This is a genomic window from Janthinobacterium sp. 61, from assembly GCF_002846335.1.
In the GTDB taxonomy this organism is placed as follows: Bacteria; Pseudomonadota; Gammaproteobacteria; order Burkholderiales; family Burkholderiaceae_D; genus Janthinobacterium.
The window spans coordinates 308,197-329,057 of the sequence record NZ_PJMQ01000001.1 but is presented as its reverse complement, the minus strand read 5'-3'; the positions used below and the strand labels follow the sequence as shown (position 1 = coordinate 329,057).

Here is a 20,861-nt window from a genome sequence, read left to right as displayed (position 1 = left end):
AACTGAGGGCTGGTAATTAAAACCAAAACCCATATGGGCGATTCGGGGAGCTCCGCGCCCGCATACGCCAAGGCAAAAACCAATTGGACGATTCGGAGAGCTCCGCGCACATATGCGCGGAGCTTCGAATCCCACGCGTACGCCCCGCAGGGGGCGTACTCCTCTCCGCCAGAACAAATAAAAAAAGCTCCCTTACGGGAGCTCTTTTTATTTGTTCTGGCGGAGAGGGTGGGATTCGAACCCACGGTACGATTTAACGTACGCTTGATTTCGAGTCAAGTACATTCGACCACTCTGCCACCTCTCCATTTACTGCGGTCTTTTCCCGCATTGCTGCGGGAAGGCAAGATTATAGCAGCCGCTTGAAAAAATGGAAGGACTATTTTCAGCCTTCCATTGCACAGTCTGCGCAAACCTTTTACGCCTTCAGATGCGTCAGGCCGCCCATGTACGGGCGCAGCACTGCTGGGATCTCGACACTGCCGTCCGCCTGCTGGTAATTTTCCAGCACGGCGACCAGGGTGCGGCCCACTGCCAGGCCGGAGCCGTTCAGGGTGTGCGCCAGTTCCGGCTTGCCGGCAGCGTTGCGGAAACGCGCCTGCATGCGGCGGGCCTGGAAGGCTTCGCAGTTCGACAGGGACGAAATCTCGCGGTAGGTGTTTTGCGCCGGCAGCCACACTTCCAGGTCGAAGGTCTTGGTGGCGCCAAAGCCCATGTCGCCCGTGCACAGCGACATCACGCGGTATGGCAGGCCCAGGCGTTGCAAAATCGCTTCCGCATGGCCGACCATTTCATCGAGCACCTGGTACGACGTGTCCGGGTGCACCACTTGCACCATTTCCACCTTGTCGAACTGATGCTGGCGGATCATGCCGCGCGTGTCGCGGCCATAGCTGCCCGCTTCCGAACGGAAGCATGGCGTGTGGGCCGTCATTTTCAGGGGCAATTGATCGAGCGCCAGGATTTCATCACGCGCGATGTTGGTAAGCGACACTTCCGACGTGGGGATCAGGTAGAAGGTCTCGCCCTCGCCTTCCGCGCCGCCCTTTTTCACCGAGAACAGATCGGCTTCGAATTTCGGCAACTGGCCCGTGCCGCGCAGCGAATCGGCGTTGACCATGTACGGGGTATAGCATTCCGTGTAGCCATGCTCGTCCACGTGCGTGTTGAGCATGAATTGCGCCAGCGCGCGGTGCAAACGGGCGATGCCGCCCTTCATGACGGAGAAACGCGAACCGGTCAGCTTGGTCGCCACTTCGAAATCCAGACCCAGGGGGGCACCCACGTCGACGTGATCCTTGACTTCAAAATCGAAGGCGCGTGGCGTGCCGACCTTGCGCACTTCCACGTTGCCCGACTCGTCCGTACCGACTGGCGACGATTCGTGCGGCAAATTCGGCACGGCCATGATGAAATCGCTCAGCTTGGCTTGCACCAGGGTCAGGGCCGCCTCATCGGCTTTCAGCTCATCGCCCAGGCCGGCCACTTGCGCCATCACGGCCGAGGTATCTTCCCCCTTGCCTTTCAACATGCCGATTTGCTTGGACAGCGCGTTGCGCTTGCCCTGCAGCTCTTCGGTGCGCGTCTGGATCGCCTTGCGTTCGGCTTCGAGGGCATTGAAACCTGCCACGTCGAGCTGGAATTTGCGCGTCGCCAGGCGTTCTGCGACGGTGGCGATGTCTTTACGGAGAAGTTGGATATCTATCATGGGTGGATGGCGGTGCCGATGTATCGAAAGCACTCATTGTACCAAGACCCGTTCAGTTCTTTATGAGTTTTGCACATGGCCAACCATCGTCATGGCGGCATGGCTGGGCACTCGCGCCCGCTTTACGGCTGGTGCTCAGGTTGCGGCTCAAATAAAGGCGGCTTTTTCGGCAGCGGTGAGGCGGCGGGCGCTGACGGTGACGACGGGCATCGTGCTGTCGGCAGCCTGGGCGATCACGGTGTTATTGGCGCTCACTTCCACGGTATTCGCACCGGCGGTGGCGAAGCTGGCGCCGATGGCGATGATGGCGGCGGCGACAAAGGTGATTTCCATGTTTTTCAGTGCGTGCATGATGTGACTCCTGGTTAGTTTGCGTCGTTGACTGCTGCTGGTATGGTGGTACTTTAGCCAACCGCGACAAACAACGCCACCGGCTTGCGACCAGCAGCAAAAAACAGGGAGCGAACGGTGAAAAACGGGGACTGAAGCGCAAAGAATAGTTACAAGGCGTCCTTGACGAGGCGGCCCAAACGGCCGATCGCCTGCTCGATGCGCGGCGTCCAGGCATTGCCGCAATTGAGGCGCAGGTAATTACTGAACTTGCCCGAAGCCGAGAACAACTGGCCCGGCATATACGCCACGCCGTCCGCGATGGCCTGGCCATGCAGGGCCAGCGCATCGACTTGCGGCGGCATCTGCACCCACAGCACGAAGCCGCCCTGCGGCTCGGACAGCATGCAGTCCGCCGGAAAGTGGGCCGCCACGGCGTCGGACATGCAGGCGATGCGCTGCACCAGGGTGCGCCGCATCTTGCGCAGCTGCTGGTCGTAGCTGCTGCCCTCCAAAAAATCGGCCAGCACGGCCTGGAAGAAATGGCTGGTGGCGCCGCTCGACACGGTTTTCAGCAGGGCCACTTCCTGCGCGAAGCGCCCTGCCAGCACGTAGCCCACGCGCGAGGCGGGCGTGATGGCCTTGGAAAACGAGGAGCACAATAAGACGTTGCCGCTCGTATCATAGGCTTTCACGGGCCACGGACGCTGCGGCGCAAAGCACAGGTCGCCATACACATCGTCTTCCACCAGCGGAATATTGAACTCCGACAGCAGACTGGCCAGGCGCTTCTTGTTTGCTTCCGGCATGACGCAACCGAGGGGGTTATTCGCATTCGGCACGAACAGGCAGGCTTGCACGAGGCCGGCGCGCAAGGCCAGCTCCAGCGCATCGAGCGACGGTCCTGTCTTCGGGTCGGTGGGAATTTCCAGCGCCTTCATGCCCAGGCTTTCTATCATCTGCAGCAGCACGAAATACGTGGCAGACTCGATGGCGATGGTGTCGCCCGGTTTGGCCACGGCGCGCAGGCACAGGCTGATCGCTTCCGTGCAGGAATTCGTCACGACGATCTCGTGCGGGTCCAGCTTGCCCCAGTCCAGCGCCCGGCGCGTGACCTGGCGCAAGAAATTGCCTTCGCTGACGTCGTAGCAACTAACCTTGCTCAATAAAGCGGGTTCGCGCCGAGCCACCGCGCTGATGGTGCGCTGCATGCGCTTGACGGGCAGGATTTCGTCGGGCGGCCAGGCCGTGCCCAGCTGCACGATATTCGCCGTTTCGTTGTCCTTCAGCACGCGCATCAAGAGATTATTGATGCCGACAAAGGCCGGTTCCTTCAAGTGCTGGGCGTCCGCGCTGCAGGGCCGGCGCGGCGCGCGGTGGCGCACGAAATAGCCGGACTGGGGCCGCGCATCGACTTGCCCCCGGTCTTCCATCAGGCGCAAGGCTTGCATCACCGTGCTCACGGAGATGCGCTTTTGCTGCGCCAGGTGGCGGATCGACGGCAGCCGGTCGCCGGGCGCGAACACGCGCGAGTCGATCAGGGCGCCCAGCTCGTTGGCCAGGTGCTCGTACAGATTCAAATGCGCGCTCATGTTCATCCCTTCAGTATGCGGCTGCCGCGCGCGGCCCGCACAGATACAGTTGCCCAATTTTTTGACAAGCACAGTGTACGGCAAAGGTCACTGTGATCATTACAATTTCGTTTTCCTGCATCTGTCATGGTTCAAGGCAAGCGCCTAAGCTGTTCCTGTCAGCACAACAGGAGCGATGCCATGCATACCGACCACGAATTACGCAGCGAACGACCTTTACGCCTGGAAAAAGCGCGCACCAAGGTCATCGAATGCCTGTCCGGCACGGCCTGGATTACGGCCTATGCCCAGTTCGAGGATTGTGTGCTGCGAAGCGGCGAACGCTACACGATACCGAATGACGGCCTGGTGCTGGTCGAAGCCGTGGGTAGCGGCCACATCCGCGTGCATGGGACAGCCGCACCCCGTCCCGCCCTGCTGCGCTGGCTGAACCTGGCACTGCCTCACACACTGAATACAAGGAATACATGACTCTAGCAGCCACACCATTACGCGTCCTCGTCACGGGCGCGGCCGGCATCATCGGCACCGCTTTCTGGAAGCGCCGGCACGGGGAATTCTCCCTGCGCCTGGCCGACCTGCACCCTGAGGGATTGGCTGAAGCGCCCTGCCCCTCCACTCGGCTCGATGTGGCCGACTACGCCGCCTGCCTGGCTGCCTGCGCGGACGTCGACGTGGTACTGCACTTGGCCGGCGTGCCGCACGCCAGCGCCGACTTCGATGCGCAATTGCTGCAGCCGAACATCATCGGCACGCACAACATCTTCCGCGCGGCACAGGCGCAGGGAGTGAAAAGAGTGGTGTTTGCCAGCAGCGCGCAAGCCGTGGAAGGCTATCCGCTGGATATGCAGGTGCAGGAAAACATGCCGGCCCGGCCAGCCAACATGTATGGCGCCAGCAAGGCCTTCGGCGAAGGCGTGGCTTGCGCGTTCGCGCAACAGCATGGCATGACGACGATAGCCGTGCGCATCGCCAACGTGGCCCACTTTGCGCCAGGTCAACAGCACAGCGCGCGCGACATCGCCGCCTTTATCAGCGAACGCGACGTAGTACAGCTGCTGGCCCGCTGCGTGAGTGCACAGGTGCCGGCCGGCTACCACGTCGTGCATGGGGTATCGGAGAACCGCTATAAACGGTTGTCGATTACGGCGACGCGCCAGCTGGTGGGCTACGCGCCGCAGGATGACGGTTTTACATTGCTGGGTTTGTAGCCTCAGCCCTTGCCCCGCCAAAAGCAATTGCTGATGTTTTATGATTCATAAAGGCATGTGCTAAGATCGATGTTGAGCTTCATGTACTTCCTCAAAATTTTTATCCATATAGGAAAAGCACTTGCGGTGCTGAAGTGCCGGGTACAAAAAAGCACCCGAAGGTGCTCTTTATTTCTTTGTTAGGCTTCCTTTTCCGATTTGATAGCTCATAGAATCGAAGAGGAAATCAGCTAATGTTTTGGCCGAATTAACCGCAAGTTTGGCATGATGTCGACTAGGCTTATAGGTAACGCCATGAGCATCGGACATTTTATTTCGCATTGCCGCCAAACCATTGATGATATTACTTAGCCCAGTTAAAACCTGCTTGAGTGAGTCGGAAATGTCTTGCCTACTGGGATCTAACTGAAGTAGCTTACGAGTTCGGTTGAACATTTTCACTAAATCACCGTCGTTTCCTACCGATTGTGAGGGATCGAGCTCAGCCTCAATTTTGACGTATACTGCCTCTATCAAGCTTCTAGCATTGGTGATTGCACCTGAATAATCACCCACATCAATTTTTTCTCGACACTTTTGAATCTGCTCTTCAATTAGGAGCTCACCGAGTTCTTGCGACTCTTCAAAGCGATTTTCTACTTCAATGATCCCACCAGCTAATTCACGAACCTTATAGAAATTTCCATCACGGATAGCTTCATAGCCGTCATAGCGTAATATCTCGTTTAGCTGGATCGCACATGCTTCAACAACATGTCCGTTCGCAGCAAGCTCAATCCACAGTCTCGGATCAAGCATCTCTCTTATGACGTCCTTCAGTTTAGGTTTCCCATTAAGTTCAGCTACTTTTTCTTTGGAAAAAGCAGATCTACTAGGAAACCCTTGCTGATAGACATCTCTGAAGCCCATTTTATTGAAAAAGGCAACGAGCTTCGGCCCACTTCTGTAGGGCCAGCCGCTGAGATCACCGGCAATGAACTCAGCAATCCTTTGGGCTGAAAAATCCGACAATTTCATTTATCACCAAACTGTAATTTATGTCGCATAACGAGCTATACAGTTCCCACACATCCATTCGCCATCGTCATAAATCCCTCCAGTCATATCGGTATGCTGGTTGCACCAGCCACACTCATGGGAAGCATGGGTATCTTCATACTTAAATCGTTTCGGCTCTGTGTAGCCCGCCTGATGAGACGGCAACAGCTTCGGATCGGGTGGTGTAGCAAACCTGCCGCAGTTGCTACACCAATGACCACCGTGGTGCTCAATCGTACTGGCCTTCTTGCAATGAGGACAGACAACTTGGTCATGCACCGTGGCCGGCGCCATGTTGGTGCTCACGAGCTCTGCAATGCTCTCCACCCGTTTGCAACTCATGCCGTTGATGTTCAAGTGGTTCAGAAGCGGATCAAAACCCTTATCGCCACTGAGTACGAAGCATTGGGTATCAGGAGCTGTTTCAAACGTCCTACCTAATTCAAAAGCTATATGGAAGTCCAAGGCATTCTTGCCGCTACCTGATATTTTCAGGAAGTCCACACGGCTGAACCTGTGAGCCGTTGCTGGCTTCCTGGCAGCTTTTGGAGGGTTCTGATTGGCGCCGACGAAGATGATGGCTCGGAAGCTCTCATCGAGGGTAGACAAATCAACCTTGTGCTTGTTTTCCAGATCAACAAGTAAGAGCTTTTTCATGTTCAATTAGCTAAAAGGGAGTTAATGATAATATTGCCAAAAGTAACTTTTCCCCGATATGTAATTTTACAATTATCTAATTAACAGCATGGAAATTAAAGTTTTTTGATTAGCCTCAGCAACTCACTCCTCGTATATGCACCATCTACTTCATTGTTATCAAACGCTATCATGTAATGGTAACAATGACCAGTTTCGTGCTTGGAAAATCCCTACTTGCTCGCTTCTTTATCCCACTTCCTGAGCACAGCAAGCTTTTCACCAATTTTGATCTCTAACCCCCTTGGTACGGGTTGGTACCACCCTGGATCACCAATACCGTCAGGAAGATAGGTTTCACCAGCAGCATAAGCATTGGGTTCATCATGAGCATATCGGTATTCATGCCCATAGCCAAGTTCTTTCATGAGCTTGGTCGGAGCATTACGCAAATGAACGGGTACTTCACGGCTTTTGTCTTTCTTCACAAATGCCCTGGCCTGGTTATATGCGTTGTAGCCCGCATTGCTTTTAGCAGCAACAGCCAGATAGATTACCGCTTGGCCTAAGGCCAATTCACCCTCCGGACTGCCAAGGCGCTCATACGTCAACGCTGCATCGTTGGCAATCTGCATGGCCCTTGGATCGGCAAGACCAATATCTTCCCATGCCATGCGAACAATGCGCCGGGACAAATAACGAGGATCAGCACCACCGTCCAACATTCTCGTTAGCCAGTAAAGGGCCGCATCAGGATTGGAGCCGCGAACAGATTTGTGCAGGGCCGAAATCTGGTCATAGAAATTATCCCCGCCTTTGTCAAACCGCCGACTATTCAAGGTCAGCGCGTTTTGAAGAAAGTCAGCGGTGATAAGCGTGATACCAGAGGTCTTGGCCGCTGTATTGGCCTGCTCCAGAAGATTCAAGAATCTCCGGGCGTCACCGTCTGCATAGCCAATAATAGTATCGACAGCCTGGTCTTCAAACTTGAGAGCGCCAAGAACGCCTTCCTCTTGAACACGTGTCAATAACAGCTTGAGTTCTTCCTCTGTCAGCGATTTCAGGACATAGACCTGAGCACGTGACAACAAGGCGGAATTCACCTCAAAAGAAGGGTTCTCGGTTGTAGCTCCAATGAAGGTCACCAAGCCGCTTTCCGCATAGGGTAGAAGAGCATCCTGTTGAGACTTGTTGAACCTGTGAATTTCGTCCACAAACAAGATCGTGTGCTTACCCAGAGCCAAATTCTGCTCAGCCTGCTCCATTGAGGCACGAATATCCTTTACGCCAGAGAAGACGGCAGAGAGGGCAATGAACTCGCACTTGAAGGCCGACGCAGTCAGGCGCGCCAGAGTGGTTTTACCAACACCCGGAGGTCCCCAAAAAATCATGGAGTGCGGCTGGCCCGACTGGAAGGCAAGCCTTAAAGGCTTGCCTTCCCCCAGCAAATGTGACTGGCCAACAACCTCATCGAGGGTCTTGGGGCGCAACGCTTCTGCGAGCGGCGCCACGGGCTTTTGCGAAAACAGATCCGCCATGACAATGTCCAGTAAGAAAAGCAAAAGCCCCGCATCGCTGCGAGGCCGGTCGATAATGAAGCGCGAATGACGTTAATTATTAATCACATCCGCACCCTTGGGCATGACAAATTTAAAGTGATTGACAGATAGCGCTGGATTCTTCTGGAAATTCTTGAACGCCAGCACCGAGGTCTGGCCGAACGAGTCACGCAATTCCATCGCTTCGGGCACGCCATTGCGCAGGCCGATGGTGATTTCATCAAACGTCGTATCCTTGGCCTTCGGCGTCGCTTTCAGCCATTCCAGGCCGTCGCGCGTACCCGCTTCGGCCAGGGTGAAATTCTTTTCCAGGTCGTTGCTGCCAAACAAGATGGCCGCCGGAGAGGAACCGAGCGCGTCGCCCAGTTTCTTGACCGTCACCTGGCTCAAATCCTTGTCGTAGATATACAACTTGTCGCCATCGGCTTGCAGCAGCTGCTCGTACGGTTTCAGATAGGTCCAGATGAACTTGCCTGGACGGGCAAACTCGAATGTGCCGCTGGCCGGGGTCGACACTTTCGCCTTGCCGCTGGCGTCCGCCTTCTTGACCTGGCGCTGCACGAACTCGCCCTTGGCCGACTTGGTGCCGGCGGCAAAGCTTTTGAACTGTTCCAATGCACTGGCCGAGGCGCTGGCCGCGAACAGCAGGCTGCAGGCGACGCTGGCCGCGCCTATCATCATTTTTGTTGCGAAAGTATTGCTTTTCATTCTATTTACCCTTGTTCGCTACTTGCCGCCGGCACCAGGATTTCCCGGTTGCCATTGGATTGCATGGTTGATACTACCCCGCTCTGCTCCATCTGCTCGAGCAGACGGGCGGCGCGGTTGTAGCCGATGCGCAAATGACGCTGCACCAGCGAAATCGACGCGCGGCGGTTTTTCAGCACCACCGCCACCGCCTGGTCGTACAGGGCATCGGCCTCGCCGCCGCCCTCGCCCGGCGCGCCGCCTTCGGCGCCATCGCCTTCCAGGGTGCCGCCTTCGAGGATGCCCTCGATGTAATTCGGTTCGCCCTGCAGCTTCAAATGGCTGACGACCCTGTGCACTTCTTCATCAGACACAAACGCACCGTGCACGCGCATCGGCAAACCGGTGCCGGGCGGCATGTACAGCATGTCGCCCATGCCCAGCAGGGTTTCCGCGCCCATCTGGTCGAGAATGGTGCGCGAGTCGATCTTCGACGATACCTGGAAGGCGATACGCGTAGGAATGTTGGCCTTGATCAAGCCCGTGATCACGTCTACAGATGGGCGCTGCGTGGCCAGAATCAAGTGCAAGCCGGCGGCACGCGCCTTTTGCGCGATACGCGCGATCAATTCCTCGACTTTTTTGCCCACCACCATCATCAAATCGGCCAACTCGTCGATGATGATGACGATGGTTGGCAGTTTATCCAGCGGTTCCGGCGAATCCGGCGTCAGGCTGAACGGATTGGGGATATGTTCTTCGCGCTTTTTCGCATCGGCAATCTTCGCGTTGTAGCCGGCCAGGTTACGCACGCCCATCTTGCTCATCAGCTTGTAGCGGCGTTCCATCTCGTTCACGGCCCAGTTCAGCGCGTGGCCGGCCTGGCGCATGTCGGTGACCACGGGCGCCAGCAAATGCGGGATGCCTTCGTAGACGGACATTTCCAGCATCTTCGGATCGATCAGGATCAGGCGCACGTCGAGCGGGTCGGATTTATACAGCAGCGACAGGATCGTCGCATTGATGCCCACGGATTTACCGGAACCGGTCGTGCCGGCCACCAGCAAGTGGGGCATCTTGGCCAGGTCCGCCACGACGGGCTTGCCGGCGATATCCTTGCCCAGCGCAATCGTCAGGCTGGACACGCCATCGTTGTAGACCTTGGAGCCGAGGATTTCCGTCAGGCGCACGATCTGGCGCTTGCTGTTCGGCAATTCCAACGCCATGTAATTCTTGCCGGGAATGGTTTCCACAACGCGGATCGAGGTCAGCGACAGCGAACGGGCGAGGTCGCGCGCCAGGCCCACGATCTGGCTACCCTTCACGCCAGTGGCCGGCTCGATTTCATAGCGCGTCACCACGGGGCCGGGGTAAGCGGCCACTACCTTGGCATCCACGCCAAAGTCCGACAATTTCTTTTCAATCAGGCGGCTCGTAAATTCCAGCGTTTCCACGGACACCGTTTCCACCACGGGCGGCGCCTCGTCAAGCAGGGACAGCGGCGGCAGCTTGCCATCGCCGGGGGTTTCAAACAGATGCGCCTGGCGCTCTTTTTCCACGCGCTCCGATTTCACCACGGTAACGACTTGCGGCTCGATCTTCACGGGCGGCGCGGCCACGTGCTTTTCCACGTGCTTGGCCCGCTCGATGACCACCACTTCGTCGCGGCGCACGGCAGCCACTTCGCCCTGGCGGCGGTCTTCGCGGTCCTGGTAGCGCAGCACGAACCAGTTGAAGGCGTCTTCGATGGTGCCGCCGATGCGCTCGGCTACTTGCAACCAGGACACATGGAAGAACAGGCTGAACCCCAGGCCAAACAGCAGCAGCAGCAACAAGGTGGCGCCCGTGAAACCAAACGCCACGTGGGCCGAGTGGCCCACCAGCTGGCCCAGCACGCCGCCCGGCTCGCGCGGCAGCTGCACGTGCAGGCTCTTCGCCATGCGCAGGTATTCCAGGCCCATGCTGCCGATCAGCATGATGGAGAAGCCGACGATGCGGATCAGCATCTCGACATGGTGCTCGCGCTCCACCTCTTCCTCTTCCAGCAGGAAGCGCTTGCTCAGGCGGCGATAGCCATTCCACACCGTGCGCAGCAGCCACACGCACCACCACCAGGCGGAAAAGCCGAAGATATACAGCAACAGATCGGAGAAGGTCGCACCCAGCTTGCCGCCCAGGTTGGCCACCTTGTCGACGGAGGTCGCATGCGACCAGCCCGGGTCAAGCTTGTGGAAGCTGGCCAGTATCAGCACAAAGTACAGGGCAAACGCGGCCAGCGCGAACCAGCGCGCCTCGGACAGCAGCCGTACCAGCCGGTTCGGCAGAGGCCGGCGTTCGACCGGTTTACGGGTGTAGCTATTTTGATTGGCCTGGGCTGGTTTAGTCATTCTGGGAAGCGCTGCAAGGTGATAAATGTTTCTGAAAGGGAATTTCCCATAATAAGGAAGTATTCTAAGCCATATATGCCCCGGACGGCCCCACGATTCGTCGCTACAGGCGGCTTGGTCTATAATCGTGGATTGCTTGCGCAAGCGCAATACGCCCTTGTTCTTCGCGCGTATGCCCCCAATTCGGATAGACCCCACTCATAGAGAAGCTTCCCATGACCACTACCAAACACGCCCGCGTTTTGATCCTCGGCTCCGGCCCAGCCGGCTACAGCGCTGCCGTCTACGCCGCCCGCGCCAACCTGAACCCAATGCTGGTCACCGGTGTGGAACAGGGCGGCCAGTTGATGACCACCACGGACGTGGAAAACTGGCCAGGCGACCCGATGGGCGTGCAAGGCCCGGACCTGATGCAGCGCTTGCTGCAGCATGCCGAGCGTTTCAATACGGAAATCGTGTTTGACCACATCCACACCACCTTCCTCAACGAAAAGCCGATCCGCCTGAAGGGCGACAGCCACGAATACACGTGCGACACACTGATCATCGCCACGGGCGCGTCCGCGCAATACCTGGGCCTGCCATCGGAAGCGCAATTCATGGGCAAGGGCGTGTCCGCCTGCGCCACCTGCGATGGTTTCTTCTACCGCAACCAGGAAGTGGCTGTCGTCGGCGGCGGCAACACGGCCGTCGAAGAAGCGCTGTACCTGTCGAATATCGCCAATAAAGTCACCCTGATCCACCGCCGTGACAAGTTCCGCGCGGAAGCGATTTTGATCGACCGCCTGAACGCCAAGGTTGCCGAAGGCAAGATTGTGTTGAAATATAACCACACTCTGGACGAAGTGACGGGCAACGAAGGCGGCGTAACGGGCCTGAACATCAAATCGACCATCGATGGCAAGGTCGAAGCGTTGAGCGTGCACGGCGTATTCATCGCCATCGGCCACAAGCCGAACACGGGCATCTTCGAAGGCCAGCTGGAGATGCACAACGGCTACATCAAGACCAAGACGGGCCTGGAAGGCATGGCCACCGCCACCAGCGCGCCGGGCGTGTTTGCCGCAGGCGACGTGCAAGACCATATTTACCGCCAGGCCATCACCAGCGCCGGCACGGGTTGCATGGCAGCACTGGATGCCCAGCGCTACCTGGAAGGCCAGGAGTAAGCGTCGCATGGCGTCGATGAAAGACTTTGCCGACCTGAAAGCGGTCAGCAAGCAGCTCAAGGAGCAGGCGGACGCGCGCGCGCAAGCTGCGGCTGAACGCGCCCAGCAGGTCAAGGTGCAGGCCGTGGAAAGCAATCTGTTCAAGGCGAGCATCGGCGGCGTCAAGCGCCTGCCCGAGTCGGATCGCTACGTGCCCAGCCTGCCCAAGGCGGGCGCCATGGCGGCCCAGCAGCCAGCGCGCAAGCTGACGCCCGAAGAGGATCATGCGGCCGTGCTGCGCGAGTCGCTGTCGGACTTGTTCGAGGTCGACCATTACCTGGAAAACGATCCGGCCCTGAATTACGCCCGCCCCGGCGTGGGACCGGACGTGGTGAAGAAGATGCGCAAGGGCCACTGGCCCATCCAGGATGAGCTGGACTTGCATGGCTTGCGCCGCGACGAGGCGCGCGACGGCATCGGTGCCTTTTTGAACCAGGCCACGCGGCGCAAGCTGCGCTGCGTGCGCGTGATCCACGGCAAGGGTTTTGGCTCGAAAGGCCAGGAACCGGTCTTGAAATCGATGGTGCACAGCTGGCTCGTGCAAAAGGATGAAGTCATCGCCTTTTGCCAGGCACGCCGCTCCGAAGGGGGCGATGGCGCGCTGGTGGTATTGCTTTCTTCCGCTCTTCAGCCCATTCGCTGAGCTTGCCAGCAAGAAAACACAATTCAGTAACAGGTTAGCCCAATTAAGTCCCATGCACACGGCCCCGTTTGTCACCATTCGGGGCCGTGTCATGTTAACCTGTGACAATTATTTCCAGCTCAAGCGCTCCACCCATGATGCCACCCCAATTGCCGCCTGGCTCGCTGATCAAGATCATTGAGGTCATCGCCATCCTGGTGGGCGCGTTTTCCGGCTTCATCGAAGCGCGCCGCAAGCGCATGGACCTGGTCGGCGTGTTCGTCGTGGCATTCATTACGGCGTTTGGCGGCGGCACCTTGCGCGATATCCTGCTCGACAAGCGGCCCTTGTTCTGGGTCTCGCACCAGGAATACGCCATTCTCATCTTCGTGCTGGCCCTGACGGCCGCGCCATTGATCCAGCATTTGCGCCAGATCGTCTCGGAACGCCTGATCGTCATTGCCGACGCCATCGGCCTGGGCATGTTCGCCATCGCGGGCGTGGCCGAAGCCATGCGCGCCGGCATGCCGATCTTCATCGCCTCAATGATGGGGGTAATTACGGGGATTTTTGGCGGCGTGATGCGCGACATCGTCTGCAATGAAGTACCGATGGTATTTCGCGACGGCAAACCGTACGCCATTTGCGCGTTTTTCGGCTGCTGGGCCTACCTGCTGCAGATGCACTTCGGCGCCGAGCACGACTTCGCGCTGTGGACCAGCGCCAGCGGCATCACAATCTTGCGCCTGATATGCTGGAAATTCGACATGCGGCTGGGGCGGTGAAGCGCGCTGCTGCGCAATCGGGCAGCTTTGGTGGCTCAGCAGCGTCGGCTAACGCGCTGGCGCGCTAACCCGACCTACGGCATGACACACATTGCTATACGTAGGTCGGATGAGGCTCGAAGAGCCGCAATCCGACAACATCGCTGGCGCACCCACCAGCAAAAACTTAGACGGCGTCCGGACCCGTTTCACCTGTGCGGATGCGGATCACTTGCTCCACGTCGCGCACGAAGATCTTGCCATCGCCGATCTTGCCCGTGCGAGCAGCCTTGATGATGGCGTCGACCACCAGTTCGGATACGCTGTCGTCCACCACCACTTCGACTTTAACTTTCGGCAAGAAGTCGACCACGTACTCGGCGCCACGGTACAGCTCGGTATGCCCCTTCTGGCGGCCAAAGCCCTTCACTTCCGTCACGGTCAAGCCCGTCACGTTCACATCGGCCAGGGCCTCGCGTACTTCGTCGAGCTTGAATGGTTTGATGATGGCGGTAATCTGTTTCATGGCTACTCCTTAACATTGTTGGATTGTGGACAGATGGCTGCTTACTCGTAGAACTTGGAGGTAATCGGATAGCGCCAGTCGCGGCCGAAGCCACGGTGCGTGACGCGGATGCCCACCGGCGACTGGCGCCGCTTGTATTCGTTGATCTTGATCAGGCGCGTGACCCGGGCCACATCGGCCGGCGGGTAGCCAGCCTCGATAATCTCGGCGATCGGACGGTTTTCTTCCATGTACAGCTGCATGATGCCGTCGAGTACCTCATACGGCGGCAAGGAATCCTGGTCCAGCTGGTCGGCGCGCAGCTCGGCCGACGGTCCGCGCGTCAGGATACGCTCGGGTATCACGTCCGACACGCTGTTACGCCAGGCACACAGGCGGTACACCAGCGTCTTGGCGATATCCTTGATGACGGCAAAGCCGCCCGCCATGTCGCCGTACAGCGTGCAATAACCGACGGCCATCTCGCTCTTGTTGCCCGTCGTCAGCACGATGCTGCCATGCTTGTTCGACAGGGCCATCAGCAAGGTGCCGCGGATGCGCGCCTGGATGTTTTCTTCCGTCGCGTCTTCCGCCAGTCCCGCGAATTCCCCTGCCAGGGTGGCGCGGAAGGCATCGAAGGTTTGCTTGATCGGAATTTCATCGTAGCGCACATTGAGGCGTTTTACCATGTCGCGCGAATCGATCCACGAGATATCGGCCGTAAACTGCGATGGCATCATCACGGCGCGCACCTTGTCGGCGCCCAGTGCATCGACGGCGATGGCCAGGGTCAGGGCGGAATCGACGCCGCCCGACATGCCGATCAGCACGCCAGGGAAGCCATTCTTGCCGATATAGTCGCGTACGCCCAGCACCAGCGCCTGGTACACCTGCGCCTCGATCGTCAACGGAGCGGCCAGGGCTTGCGGCACGGGCGTGGCGCCGTCGAACTCGACCAGCTGCAAATCTTCCTCGAAATGGCGCAGCTGGGCGCAAATCGTGCCGGCCGCATCCATGACAAACGAGTCGCCATCGAAAATCAGCTCATCCTGGCCACCGACCAGGTTGGCGTAGACCAGGGCCATGCCTTGCGCGCTGACGTTCTTGCGCATGGTTTCATAGCGCAGATGCTGCTTGTTCATGTGATACGGCGAGCCGTTCGGTACCAGCAGCACTTGCGCGCCAGCCGCGCGGGCACGCATGGGCGCGTGCTGGAACCACGTGTCTTCGCAGATATTGATGCCGAAACGCACGCCTTTCACGCCAAACACAAAGGCCTGGTCCGACGACGTAAAGTAACGCTTTTCATCGAAAACGGTCGTGTTCGGCAAGTCGTGCTTGCGGTAGGTGCCCAGCACTTCGCCGTTCAGCAGCACGGAGGCGGCATTGTGGCGCACGCCCTTCTCATCTTGCAGGGGCAAGCCCACCACCACGTGCAAATCCTTGAACTGGGCCAGCTCCAAGGCCAGCCCCGCAAACACTTCCTGCGTTTTTGCGTAGAATGCATTGCGCAGCAACAGGTCCTCGGGTGGATAGCCGACCAGCGACAGTTCCGGCGTGAGCACGATATCGGCGCCCGCCTCAAAGGCGCGGCGGGAAAGGTCGAAGATCTTGGCACGGTTGCCGGCCAGATCGCCGACCGTACTATTCATTTGAGCAATTGCGACTTTGACTGTCATGATGGTGGAAATTTCGTTTTATTAATTTTATTAAACAAGAACAAGACAGGGGCGCGCAGGCCGATGGTGGCGCCCCGAGAGTGAAGAATGCACACTACAACAATGAATTATCGCACGGCTATCGTCTCCACTCTGGCTGAAATTGGCGAAGCGGCCTGGACTGAACTGCTGGCCAGCCAGGCGGACGCCACTCCCTTCCTCTCCTACGCCTTTCTGCACGCGCTGCATGAGTCCGGCTGCGCCAGCGCAGAGACGGGCTGGCAGCCGAATTACCTGGCGTTGTGGCAAGGCGAGACCCTGGCTGCCGCCCTGCCCCTGTACCTGAAGATGCACTCGTATGGCGAATATGTGTTCGACTGGGCCTGGGCCGACGCGTATCAGCAGCATGGCCTTGAATATTACCCGAAACTATTGTCCGCGATACCCTTCACGCCCGTCAGCGGCGCGCGCTTGCTGGCCCGCGATGGCCAGGCACGCGCCGCCCTGCTGGCCTTCCTGCAGGCCCAGCAGCAAGCCAGCGCCGTCTCGTCCTGCCACATCCTGTTCCCGCCGGAAAACGAGGCGCGCCTGCTGGCGCAAGCCGGCTACCTGATGCGTAGTGGCGTGCAATTTCACTGGATCAATCCCGGCTACACGGATTTCGAGCAATTCCTCTCCACTCTGGAAAACAAGAAGCGCAAGAATATCCGCGCCGAGCGGCGCAAGGTACAGGAAGCGGGTGTGACCATGCGCCAGGTGCGCGGGGTGAACGCCCTTGACGCCGACTGGACACTGTTCCATCGCTGCTACAGCAATACCTATGCGGAACACCGCTCCTCGCCTTACTTGTCGTTGGACTTCTTCCGGCGCATCGGTGCCAGCATGCCGCAGAACATTTTACTGGTGATCGCCGAGCGCGAAGGCCGGGCCATTGCCGCCTCGCTGGTGATCCACACGACTGACACCCTGTATGGCCGCTACTGGGGCGCGCTCGAGCACGTGCCCTGCTTGCATTTCGAGACGGCGTATTACCAGCCGCTGGAATTTTGCATCGCTAACGGCATCACCACCTTCGAAGGGGGCGCCCAGGGGGAGCACAAGATGGCGCGGGGCTTCCTGCCGCAGAAGACCTGGTCCGCCCACTGGCTGGCGCATCCGGCTTTCGCCGACGCCGTGCAGCGCTTCCTCGAGCGCGAACGGGGCGGCATCGATGCCTACCTCGACGAATTGAACGACCACAGCCCGTTTCGCGGCTAGAAAAATAAAAAACGCTCCCGGCCATCGCTGGCGGGGAGCGTTTTTTTTACCAGGTGCTGTTATGCTTTTTCAGCATCTTTCTTGAAGGCGGCGACGCCGTTCAGGATTTCTTCCTTGGCCACGTCTGGACCATACCAGCCGTCGATCTTGACCCATTTGCCTTTTTCCAGGTCTTTGTAGTGCTCGAAGAAATGCTGGATCTGGCGCAGGCGCAGTTCGTTCAAGTCTTCCGGCTTTTGCCAGTGGCTGTAGATCGACAGGACCTTGTCGACTGGCACGGCCAGTACTTTCGCGTCTTCGCCCGACTCGTCGGTCATTTTCAGCACGCCGATAGGACGGCAGCGCACGACAACGCCCGGGATCAGCGGGAATGGGGTGATGACCAGCACGTCAACCGGGTCGCCGTCCGGCGACAGGGTGTTCGGCACATAGCCGTAGTTGCACGGGTAATGCATGGCGGTACCCATGAAGCGATCGACGAAGATCGCGCCGCTTTCCTTGTCAACTTCGTACTTGATCGGATCGGCATTCATCGGGATTTCGATGACGACGTTGAAATCGTTCGGCAGGTCGCGGCCGGAAGAGACGTTATTCAAACTCATGGGGTTCCTCATTAGCGGATTGTGTTTTAACCGCGCAATTATAGCGAAGTACAGGCGGCTTGTGCGATGCAGCAGCGGCCCGCCGGCGTATTGCGCATCACGCCAACAACAGTGGCATGCACGGCCCCCTCGCCCGCGCAGCCTGCCGCCCGCCCGGCTTTACTGTCCGCCGCAGCCGGCCAACGAGAGAATAAAGCGGCCGCCGAACATAATAAGTGAAAACACTTAAGTAATACTACGGGAACCCTGAATTAATACAGGAAGCATCTGCATATTTTCACTTCAATATCACCATGCCGATAATATGGTTATTATATGTGGAATTGCAATTTTTACAGCCACTTATGGCAACGGTTTTGCCGATTAATCTATACCCAATAAATCCCTGTTATTGCGCCGCCATGTCAAGACCCGTCGATCATCGCCCGGCAGGGAACCTTCCAGCCCGGCAAACCCACCATCGAGCATAATATTTGTTCTTATTTGAAGCCTTCAATTGATTCAAATGGCGACCCCGCCAAAAAATGGCGCAACCAGAAGACAATCATCAATTCTGATAAACTATAACATTCTGGTGATTCCAAACTTTGTATATTCTGCAATCGACGCCTTCCCTGAATTCAATATGGCGTTCTCAACGCGCCACCGATAAATCCTTGCAAAAAGGAATATGATGATTCCCTCTTTCCGACCCGGTCCTTTATTAAAGGTCACCGGTGTTATTTTCATTCTGTTTGGCCTCGCCCTGCTGGGCGGCGGCATCTGGCTGGCCAGTCTCGGCGGCTCCTGGTACTACTTGCTGGCAGGCATAGGCATACTCGTTGCCGGCGTGCTGGTGTTCCAGGGCAAGCGCAGTGCGCAACCGTTCATGGCGCTGCTGCTGATCGCCACCCTCATCTGGTCCGTCATTGAAGTGAAATTCGACTGGTGGCAATTGCTGCCGCGCCTCGACATCTGGTTTGCCGCCGCCGTCTGGCTGCTGCTGCCCTTCGTCAGCCGCCGCCTGGCGCCACCCGCCGCAGCGAAACAGCCGCAAGGGGGAAAGACGGCCCTCAGCGCCGCCGTGGCCCTGACCGTCATCGCCGGCGTCATCGCCCTGTTCCAGGACTACCATGACTTGCATGGCGACGTACCAGCCGACAACATGGCGGCTACCGCCACTGGCGACCTGGCGCCCGGCGTCGAGCACAACGACTGGTCCGCGTATGGCCGCTCCGGCTATGGCGACCGCTATGCCCCGGCTGCGCAGATCACGCCGGCCAATATTTCCGGACTGAAAGAAGCCTGGACCTATCACACGGGCGACTTCAAGGGACCGAACGACCCGGGCGAGATCGCCAACGAAGTCACGCCGCTGAAGGTCAATGACATGCTGTACCTGTGCACGCCGCACAATATCGTCATCGCCCTGAATCCGGACACAGGCAAGGAAATCTGGCGCCACGACCCGAAGATCAACCGCGACGCGGCCAGTTACCAGCACATGATCTGCCGTGGCGTCGCCTACTGGGACGTCAATGCGGGCCGCGCCAGGAACAATCCTGCCCCCGAAGCTGCCAGCATGGAATGTCCGCGCCGCATCCTGGCGCCGACCATGGATGGCACCATGATCGCCGTCAATGCCGATACGGGCGAGTCGTGCAAGAGCTTTGGCAACAACGGCGTCGTCAACCTGTATAAAAACATGGCCATGATCAAGCGCGGTTTCCTGATGCCCACTTCCCCGCCGGCCGTAGCGCAAAACGTGGCCGTGATCGCCGCCAGCGTGACGGACAATCATTCGACGGAAGAACCGTCGGGCGTTATCCGCGGCTATGACCCTGTCACGGGCAAGCTGCTGTGGAACTGGGACCCCGCCACGCCGGAAGATACCAAGCCCTTCCCTGAAGGCAAGAACTACACCAACAACTCGCCCAACTCGTGGGGCGTGGCCAGCATCGATGAAAAGCTGGGCATGGTCTACATTCCAATGGGTAATGAAACCCCCGACACCTGGGGCGGCAATCGCAACAAGAATGGCGAGAAATTCAACAGTGCCATCGTCGCGCTGGACCTGGCGACGGGCAAAGTACGCTGGGTGTACCAGACCGTACACCACGATATCTGGGACATGGATATCGGCGGACAACCTTCGCTGGTCGACATCGATACGCCAAAAGGCAAGGTCCCGTCCGTGGTTGCCACGACAAAGCGGGGCGATATCTATGTGATCGACCGCCGCGATGGCAGCCTGGTCGTGCCGGCGCCGGAAAAACCCGTGCCAACGAGCAATCCTGCCGCTGGCGACACCCTGTCACCCACGCAGCCTTTCTCGGCCCTGACCTTCTTACCTGAGCGCAACATCAGCGAAGCAGACATGTGGGGCACGACGCCGTTCGACCAGCTTGCTTGCCGCATCATCTTCAAGGAACGCCGCTATGAAGGCCCGTTCACGCCGCAAACAGCCGGCAAGGGTGCCGTCATCTCCCCGGGCCCGCTGGGCATCTTCGAATGGGGCGGCGCAGCCATCGACCCCGTGCGCCAGTTGTTGATCGTCAACCCTGACTACATGGGCTTCCTGGAAAAACTCGTGCCACGCGCCGAAACGACGGCCAAGGGCGGCACGGGCGGCGAAATGGGCTTGCAGCCACAGACGGGCGTACCGTTCGCCGTGGAAATCAAGGCCTTTTTGTCGCCGCTGGGCTTCCCATGCCAGGCACCGCCTTGGGGCTATGTGGCCGCCGTCGACCTGCGCACCATGAAAAAAGTGTGGATGCACAAGAACGGCACCACGCGCGACAGCGGTCCCGTGCCGATTCCACTGCCGCTGGGCGTGCCCAGCCTGGGCGGCATGGTCACCACGGGTGGCGGCGTGACCTTCCTCAGCAGCACGCTCGACTACTATATCCGCGGCTACGATGTCAGCAACGGTAAAGTCATCTGGAAAGCCCGCTTGCCCGCCGGCGGTCAGGCTACGCCGATGAGCTATGTCTCGAACAAGTCGGGACGCCAGTTCGTCGTCGTCATGGCCGGTGGCCACGGTTCGCTGGGCACGAAGATGAGCGACACCCTGATCGCGTATGCCTTGCCGGAAAGCACTGCCGTACCGAAGAAGTAA

The 20,861-nt window shown here is 58.4% G+C and carries 18 protein-coding genes and 1 tRNA gene; 7 read left to right on the top strand and 12 right to left on the bottom strand.

Annotation, left to right across the window (positions count from 1 at the left end; genetic code table 11):
* Positions 1 to 217 precede the first annotated feature (217 nt).
* From CLU92_RS01560 to CLU92_RS01545, 4 genes are all read right to left on the bottom strand, one after another.
* A tRNA-Ser gene (locus tag CLU92_RS01560) sits at positions 218 to 307 on the bottom strand.
* A 111-nt stretch (positions 308 to 418) separates the two neighbouring features.
* Positions 419 to 1,708, bottom strand: a complete 1,290-nt coding sequence (gene serS, locus CLU92_RS01555) for a serine--tRNA ligase (RefSeq protein WP_101480441.1) — start codon at positions 1,706 to 1,708, stop codon at positions 419 to 421.
* Positions 1,709 to 1,855: 147 nt separating this feature from the next.
* Positions 1,856 to 2,059 carry a hypothetical protein gene (locus CLU92_RS01550; RefSeq protein ID WP_101480440.1) on the bottom strand — a complete coding sequence of 68 codons (204 nt, stop codon included), beginning with the start codon at positions 2,057 to 2,059 and terminating at the stop codon, positions 1,856 to 1,858.
* 149 nt (positions 2,060 to 2,208) lie between these two features.
* Positions 2,209 to 3,630: a PLP-dependent aminotransferase family protein gene (locus CLU92_RS01545; RefSeq protein WP_101484441.1), complete on the bottom strand. Its 1,422-nt coding sequence runs from the start codon at positions 3,628 to 3,630 to the stop codon at positions 2,209 to 2,211.
* Between the two features lie 180 nt (positions 3,631 to 3,810).
* Between CLU92_RS01545 and CLU92_RS01540 the strand changes: the two genes are divergently transcribed.
* On the top strand, positions 3,811 to 4,101 hold the full coding sequence (locus CLU92_RS01540; RefSeq protein ID WP_180338399.1) for a DUF2917 domain-containing protein: 291 nt from the start codon (positions 3,811 to 3,813) through the stop codon (positions 4,099 to 4,101).
* Entirely contained in the window at positions 4,098 to 4,841 is a 744-nt protein-coding gene (locus tag CLU92_RS01535) for an NAD(P)-dependent oxidoreductase (RefSeq protein WP_101480438.1), read from the top strand. Before CLU92_RS01540 ends, CLU92_RS01535 begins: the two co-directional genes overlap by 4 nt.
* A 168-nt stretch (positions 4,842 to 5,009) precedes the next feature.
* Here the strand turns inward: CLU92_RS01535 and CLU92_RS01530 are convergent, their stop codons facing one another.
* The 5 genes from CLU92_RS01530 to CLU92_RS01510 all read right to left on the bottom strand — a co-directional run bounded on the left by CLU92_RS01530 (position 5,010) and on the right by CLU92_RS01510 (position 11,148).
* Positions 5,010 to 5,858 (bottom strand): abortive infection family protein, encoded by an 849-nt coding sequence (locus CLU92_RS01530; RefSeq protein WP_101480437.1) that lies wholly within the window; start codon positions 5,856 to 5,858, stop codon positions 5,010 to 5,012.
* Positions 5,859 to 5,876: 18 nt separating this feature from the next.
* Positions 5,877 to 6,536, bottom strand: coding sequence for a PIN domain-containing protein (locus CLU92_RS01525; protein ID WP_101480436.1), 660 nt, complete (start codon positions 6,534 to 6,536; stop codon positions 5,877 to 5,879).
* A gap of 212 nt (positions 6,537 to 6,748) precedes the next feature.
* A complete protein-coding gene (locus CLU92_RS01520) occupies positions 6,749 to 8,053 on the bottom strand; it encodes a replication-associated recombination protein A (RefSeq protein WP_101484440.1) in 1,305 nt (434 codons plus the stop codon).
* 72 nt (positions 8,054 to 8,125) lie between these two features.
* A complete protein-coding gene (lolA, locus tag CLU92_RS01515) occupies positions 8,126 to 8,782 on the bottom strand; it encodes an outer membrane lipoprotein chaperone LolA (protein WP_101480435.1) in 657 nt (218 codons plus the stop codon).
* A gap of 5 nt (positions 8,783 to 8,787) precedes the next feature.
* Positions 8,788 to 11,148, bottom strand: coding sequence for a DNA translocase FtsK (locus CLU92_RS01510; RefSeq protein WP_101480434.1), 2,361 nt, complete (start codon positions 11,146 to 11,148; stop codon positions 8,788 to 8,790).
* A 215-nt stretch (positions 11,149 to 11,363) separates the two neighbouring features.
* Between CLU92_RS01510 and trxB the strand changes: the two genes are divergently transcribed.
* From trxB to CLU92_RS01495, 3 genes are all read left to right on the top strand, one after another.
* The gene (gene trxB / locus CLU92_RS01505) at positions 11,364 to 12,317 is read left to right on the top strand and encodes a thioredoxin-disulfide reductase (RefSeq protein WP_101480433.1); all 954 of its coding nucleotides are present in this window, start codon (positions 11,364 to 11,366) and stop codon (positions 12,315 to 12,317) included.
* 7 nt (positions 12,318 to 12,324) lie between these two features.
* Positions 12,325 to 12,999 carry a Smr/MutS family protein gene (locus tag CLU92_RS01500; RefSeq protein WP_071078510.1) on the top strand — a complete coding sequence of 225 codons (675 nt, stop codon included), beginning with the start codon at positions 12,325 to 12,327 and terminating at the stop codon, positions 12,997 to 12,999.
* A 134-nt stretch (positions 13,000 to 13,133) separates the two neighbouring features.
* On the top strand, positions 13,134 to 13,763 hold the full coding sequence (locus tag CLU92_RS01495) for a trimeric intracellular cation channel family protein (protein ID WP_034786156.1): 630 nt from the start codon (positions 13,134 to 13,136) through the stop codon (positions 13,761 to 13,763).
* A gap of 166 nt (positions 13,764 to 13,929) precedes the next feature.
* Here the strand turns inward: CLU92_RS01495 and CLU92_RS01490 are convergent, their stop codons facing one another.
* Both CLU92_RS01490 and CLU92_RS01485 read right to left on the bottom strand, forming a co-directional pair.
* Positions 13,930 to 14,268 carry a P-II family nitrogen regulator gene (locus CLU92_RS01490; RefSeq protein ID WP_034758685.1) on the bottom strand — a complete coding sequence of 113 codons (339 nt, stop codon included), beginning with the start codon at positions 14,266 to 14,268 and terminating at the stop codon, positions 13,930 to 13,932.
* Positions 14,269 to 14,309: 41 nt separating this feature from the next.
* Positions 14,310 to 15,926, bottom strand: coding sequence for an NAD+ synthase (locus tag CLU92_RS01485; protein ID WP_101480432.1), 1,617 nt, complete (start codon positions 15,924 to 15,926; stop codon positions 14,310 to 14,312).
* Positions 15,927 to 16,028: 102 nt separating this feature from the next.
* Between CLU92_RS01485 and CLU92_RS01480 the strand changes: the two genes are divergently transcribed.
* Positions 16,029 to 17,162 carry a GNAT family N-acetyltransferase gene (locus tag CLU92_RS01480; protein WP_101480431.1) on the top strand — a complete coding sequence of 378 codons (1,134 nt, stop codon included), beginning with the start codon at positions 16,029 to 16,031 and terminating at the stop codon, positions 17,160 to 17,162.
* A gap of 59 nt (positions 17,163 to 17,221) precedes the next feature.
* On the opposite strand, the gene ppa is transcribed toward CLU92_RS01480, so the two are convergent.
* Positions 17,222 to 17,764, bottom strand: coding sequence for an inorganic diphosphatase (gene ppa, locus CLU92_RS01475; protein WP_101480430.1), 543 nt, complete (start codon positions 17,762 to 17,764; stop codon positions 17,222 to 17,224).
* A 670-nt stretch (positions 17,765 to 18,434) separates the two neighbouring features.
* Between ppa and CLU92_RS01470 the strand changes: the two genes are divergently transcribed.
* Positions 18,435 to 20,861, top strand: coding sequence for a membrane-bound PQQ-dependent dehydrogenase, glucose/quinate/shikimate family (locus CLU92_RS01470; protein WP_257560814.1), 2,427 nt, complete (start codon positions 18,435 to 18,437; stop codon positions 20,859 to 20,861).

Coding starts and splice junctions, on each gene's coding strand:
- serS (WP_101480441.1), bottom strand. CDS start 1,708: ATGATAGATATCCAACTTCTCCGTAAAGACATCGCCACCGTCGCAGAA.
- CLU92_RS01550 (WP_101480440.1), bottom strand. CDS start 2,059: ATGCACGCACTGAAAAACATGGAAATCACCTTTGTCGCCGCCGCCATC.
- CLU92_RS01545 (WP_101484441.1), bottom strand. CDS start 3,630: ATGAGCGCGCATTTGAATCTGTACGAGCACCTGGCCAACGAGCTGGGC.
- CLU92_RS01540 (WP_180338399.1), top strand. CDS start 3,811: ATGCATACCGACCACGAATTACGCAGCGAACGACCTTTACGCCTGGAA.
- CLU92_RS01535 (WP_101480438.1), top strand. CDS start 4,098: ATGACTCTAGCAGCCACACCATTACGCGTCCTCGTCACGGGCGCGGCC.
- CLU92_RS01530 (WP_101480437.1), bottom strand. CDS start 5,858: ATGAAATTGTCGGATTTTTCAGCCCAAAGGATTGCTGAGTTCATTGCC.
- CLU92_RS01525 (WP_101480436.1), bottom strand. CDS start 6,536: ATGAAAAAGCTCTTACTTGTTGATCTGGAAAACAAGCACAAGGTTGAT.
- CLU92_RS01520 (WP_101484440.1), bottom strand. CDS start 8,053: ATGGCGGATCTGTTTTCGCAAAAGCCCGTGGCGCCGCTCGCAGAAGCG.
- lolA (WP_101480435.1), bottom strand. CDS start 8,782: ATGAAAAGCAATACTTTCGCAACAAAAATGATGATAGGCGCGGCCAGC.
- CLU92_RS01510 (WP_101480434.1), bottom strand. CDS start 11,148: ATGACTAAACCAGCCCAGGCCAATCAAAATAGCTACACCCGTAAACCG.
- trxB (WP_101480433.1), top strand. CDS start 11,364: ATGACCACTACCAAACACGCCCGCGTTTTGATCCTCGGCTCCGGCCCA.
- CLU92_RS01500 (WP_071078510.1), top strand. CDS start 12,325: ATGGCGTCGATGAAAGACTTTGCCGACCTGAAAGCGGTCAGCAAGCAG.
- CLU92_RS01495 (WP_034786156.1), top strand. CDS start 13,134: ATGATGCCACCCCAATTGCCGCCTGGCTCGCTGATCAAGATCATTGAG.
- CLU92_RS01490 (WP_034758685.1), bottom strand. CDS start 14,268: ATGAAACAGATTACCGCCATCATCAAACCATTCAAGCTCGACGAAGTA.
- CLU92_RS01485 (WP_101480432.1), bottom strand. CDS start 15,926: ATGACAGTCAAAGTCGCAATTGCTCAAATGAATAGTACGGTCGGCGAT.
- CLU92_RS01480 (WP_101480431.1), top strand. CDS start 16,029: ATGAATTATCGCACGGCTATCGTCTCCACTCTGGCTGAAATTGGCGAA.
- ppa (WP_101480430.1), bottom strand. CDS start 17,764: ATGAGTTTGAATAACGTCTCTTCCGGCCGCGACCTGCCGAACGATTTC.
- CLU92_RS01470 (WP_257560814.1), top strand. CDS start 18,435: ATGATGATTCCCTCTTTCCGACCCGGTCCTTTATTAAAGGTCACCGGT.